The following is a 3,699-nucleotide window of genomic DNA, read 5'->3' as shown; positions in this document are numbered from 1 at the left end:
GGACAGAGAAAGCCTTGCTGAATTACGCCATCAGGCTGACTGGCTGGAAAGTGATGATTATTACTGGACCGGTAAGCTGACGATCCCAGCCATGCCTGCGATTATTCGAAGAGAAGTGGCAAGTGATGCAGTGGAAAAGAAATCCCATGTAATGGAACGTCTGCGCCCTGAAAAATAAATGCACGTAGCTGCAATGCATATACCTTAATCCTAAGGAATGAAATATGGGTAAATATGTTGTCGTATTAGGGGACGCTACCTCTCATGGNGGCAAAGTCACATCAGNCTCATCCAGTTTCGAAATATCCGGAAAAAATGCTGCGCTCCTGAATGATACTGTTTCATGCCCTGAGNATGGCTCAAATAATATTATTGAATGTGATGTTTCTGCCTATGAAGAAAACGGGCGTGGGGTTGTATTACACAACTGTAAAACGCAGTGCGGCGCGAGCGTCATTGCAAGTATGCAGGATGTGGAGGTTGGCTGATGGGATGGTCTTTGCCGGAAATACCTCCAGTGGCAAGAAGATGGTCGTTACGGCCCAGGACGAGCTGACACTGATATGTGGCGGTGGCTATATCAAAATTAAAGACGGCAATATTGAGGTTGGCGGCCCTGGCAAACTACTTATTAAAAATGCCGGTATCAAAAAAGCAGGTTCAGGTAGCATGCAGGGCGTGATGAAATCATTTGATCCCTCAACGTTTGATGAGAAATTTGTCATTACCCATCCTGTTACAGGAAAGCCGCTGGCAAATCAGAATTATGATATTCATATGCCGGATGGGAAGATTCTGTCTGGTATAACAGACAGTTCTGGAAACTCATCGTTAATAATGTCCAAAGCGGTTGATGGACTGAAGATCGTTTTGAAGAAATAAAGAAAGGAATAGGGTTATGATAAATATAATTATGCGACTTTTCTTTATATATAGTGTATTTATTCTGAGTGGTTGTGTGGCTGGTCCTTATGGTGGCGGTGTTGCTTTTGTGAATCCTTTTTCTGCAATGCAGAATACGCAGGCAGCGCCGGAAAAGAAAAAACAGCAACCTGAGGTATATGGCCCTCCGCAGATAATTTATCGCATTGACAAAGATCGCTATTTTACGCTTGAAGAGTACACTCGCTGCGAAAATGGAAAAACATTTTATAACAACAAAGCGAAAGGGATCCATACGCAGATATCACCCTCTTCAGGTTATTTATTTAAAGGGCGACTATTCTGGTTGTCAACGCGTGATGATTATTTAGCTTTTCCAATAACAGCAAATGATAATAAGGCTGCGTGTAAGGGATCTGATAAAGGATGTCTGAATGTTATTGCTGTGACGACAGATGGTAGTAAAACAATACGCTCGGCGCCTTACGGGTCAAATACGCAGGACCCGAATGGCGATACAAAAGACTACGATATGTTAGTAACGAATGAAGGATTTTATATGATCGAATATTCATTTGGAGAAAGGTCTGAGGATACTGCTTATGTATTAAAATGGACATTTGATCCAGATGAAGAATCCACTCGATTAAATGGTTATCCGGGGGTGACGGGGCCTAAATATCAAAAAGAACTACCGATGGATGATATATCTAAAGTAAAGCAAACCCGAATGCAGTGTGACAGGATACTGGAACCTGTGCAGTCTCAGGGGAAATAATCGTGAATGATAAAGACAATATCACCTCGCCCACCCGTAAGGTCGCGGTGCTTACAACAGATAATGGTGCTCCGTTTGCTTACTCAATGACTTCACATAAAAATATTAAGATAAATGCAGAGGTGCAACCGCCGTTGCAGTTACCAGGAATGGTTATTTTTGTACACGGCGTAAATTCAGAGGGGGAGTGGTACAAAAATGCAGAGAAAGCATTATGTGACGGATTGAATGAGCGTCTGGGGTTGAAAGGCAATCACAGGTTAGAATCAAATAAATATGCAGAAGCAGATTGGAGTAATGAAACACCTAAAAAGTGGATAGTTCCTCCGAGGAAAGTAACCGCAGAAGGCCGCTCCCCCGTTATCCGTTTTTACTGGGGCTATCGTGCCACGGAGCAGGATTTTAAAAATGGTAAATTTAAATATGCCATTCCGCTTAAAAACAAACAGGGTGATAATTATTACGACCTGACACCTGAGCAGCGAAAAAGCAAAGGCCCATTTTACTGGGGCGGAGGCCCATTCCAGAATGGCTGCAATCAGCTGGTCAGCCTGTGGAGTGATAAAGGATTTGATAACTGGCCTTCTGTGCTTGGTGTTCCAGTCCCCTTCAGTACGCAGTTACTGAATGGAGAGCGTGACAGGCTCCTGACTGCCGCGCCGCCGCGGCATTATTATGCGCATGCGGCAGGCCGCCTGGCGAAATTAATCAAAACAATTCGTGATAAACATCCTGAAGATACGGTGACGGTGCTGTCGCACAGTCAGGGAACCATGATTGCCCTGGCTGCTGCTGCAATCGAAGCCCCGGATGCTCTGTTTGTGATGAATTCGCCCTATGCCCTGGATAATGAAGCCGCGACCTATATCTCTTATCCGTTGAATGAAATCATCAGCAAAGAGGCCAGAGAGGCAACGTTTGCGGATATCGTGAAAAAAGTGGCCGAAAATAAAAACCGACTGCAGCAACTGGGTTGTGAACGATTACTGGCAGGCGTGTGCAATGACGGAGACAGCTGGACGCCGGCCGGGAAAACGCACGGTGGGGTACCGGAGCGCGATAACCACGGGACAACCTGGATCTACTGTAACCCTCATGATCGAGTGATGGGCTCTGCACCTTTGCGCAGTATTGGCTGGCAGGGGTTACCCAATACGGAAGCCAGCCATTTTACTGAACCTCATCCATTATTTAAAGCTGCGGGAGAGACACTATATGTTCGTATGTTTGGGCGAAATATACCCTGTGGGGCTGAACCTAACTTGCAAACGAACTTTAGCGATCTGGGTGATGGACATCCATTCTGGGACAGTACGACATCAATAATGCAAAAAATGACCTGGCCAGATCCGGTAAAAGGGCAAAAGCTGGCGATTAATGCACCGCTGGTGCCAGAGCCGATAACGGCGAAAGAGCTAGCAAGTTTTGACCAAGATTATCGCAGCAAAGAAAAACAGACAGGAAAAATAGGCTATGGTTACGGGCAAATAGATCCCGACAAGAATACCCCTATTGATGCCGACTATCGCTATTACATCTCGCTTTACGGTTACTTTGACCAGAAAATGATCCCCAAAAAAGCCTCTGGTTATTATCAGCCGGGACCCGGTTCAAAAGATGAACGAGTCGGTTATGAAAAACAATCCAGAGCAGAAATGCTGGAAGAAATACGTACTTATGTACAGCGACCGACAGACCACAGTACCTTGCCGATGGATCAGCGCTTCATGAGCAGAGTCGCTGCCTATGATTTACCCATCGGCTACTGCTGGNATTCCTGGGACAGAGAAAGCCTTGCTGAATTACGCCATCAGGCTGACTGGCTGGAAAGTGATGATTATTACTGGACCNGTAAGCTGACGATCCCAGCCATGCCTGCGATTATTCGAAGAGAAGTGGCAAGTGATGCAGTGGAAAAGAAATCCCATGTAATGGAACGTCTGCGCCCTGAAAAATAAATGCACGTAGCTGCAATGCATATACCTTAATCCTAAGGAATGAAATATGGGTAAATATGTTGTCGTATTAGGGGACGCTAC

Annotated in this window: 3 protein-coding genes and 1 pseudogene; all 4 read left to right on the top strand. The window is 45.3% G+C overall.

What is annotated here, in order from left to right:
* Positions 1 to 224 precede the first annotated feature (224 nt).
* Entirely contained in the window at positions 225 to 488 is a 264-nt protein-coding gene (locus RZ35_RS17565) for a PAAR domain-containing protein (protein ID WP_071999821.1), read from the top strand.
* A gap of 25 nt (positions 489 to 513) precedes the next feature.
* Positions 514 to 882 (top strand): annotated as a pseudogene (locus RZ35_RS16780) (DUF2345 domain-containing protein); the annotation flags it as partial.
* Positions 883 to 898: 16 nt separating this feature from the next.
* Complete coding sequence (locus tag RZ35_RS16775; RefSeq protein ID WP_026744341.1) at positions 899 to 1,660, top strand: T6SS immunity protein Tli3 family protein; 762 nt, start codon at positions 899 to 901, stop codon at positions 1,658 to 1,660.
* An 86-nt stretch (positions 1,661 to 1,746) separates the two neighbouring features.
* Positions 1,747 to 3,618, top strand: a complete 1,872-nt coding sequence (locus RZ35_RS16770) for a T6SS effector phospholipase Tle3 domain-containing protein (RefSeq protein ID WP_455709722.1) — start codon at positions 1,747 to 1,749, stop codon at positions 3,616 to 3,618.
* The last annotated feature ends 81 nt before the right edge of the window (positions 3,619 to 3,699 follow it).

This window comes from Lonsdalea quercina subsp. quercina (assembly GCF_000688655.1).
Lineage (GTDB): Bacteria > Pseudomonadota > Gammaproteobacteria > Enterobacterales > Enterobacteriaceae > Lonsdalea > Lonsdalea quercina.
This window is presented reverse-complemented; position numbering and strand designations above follow the sequence as displayed.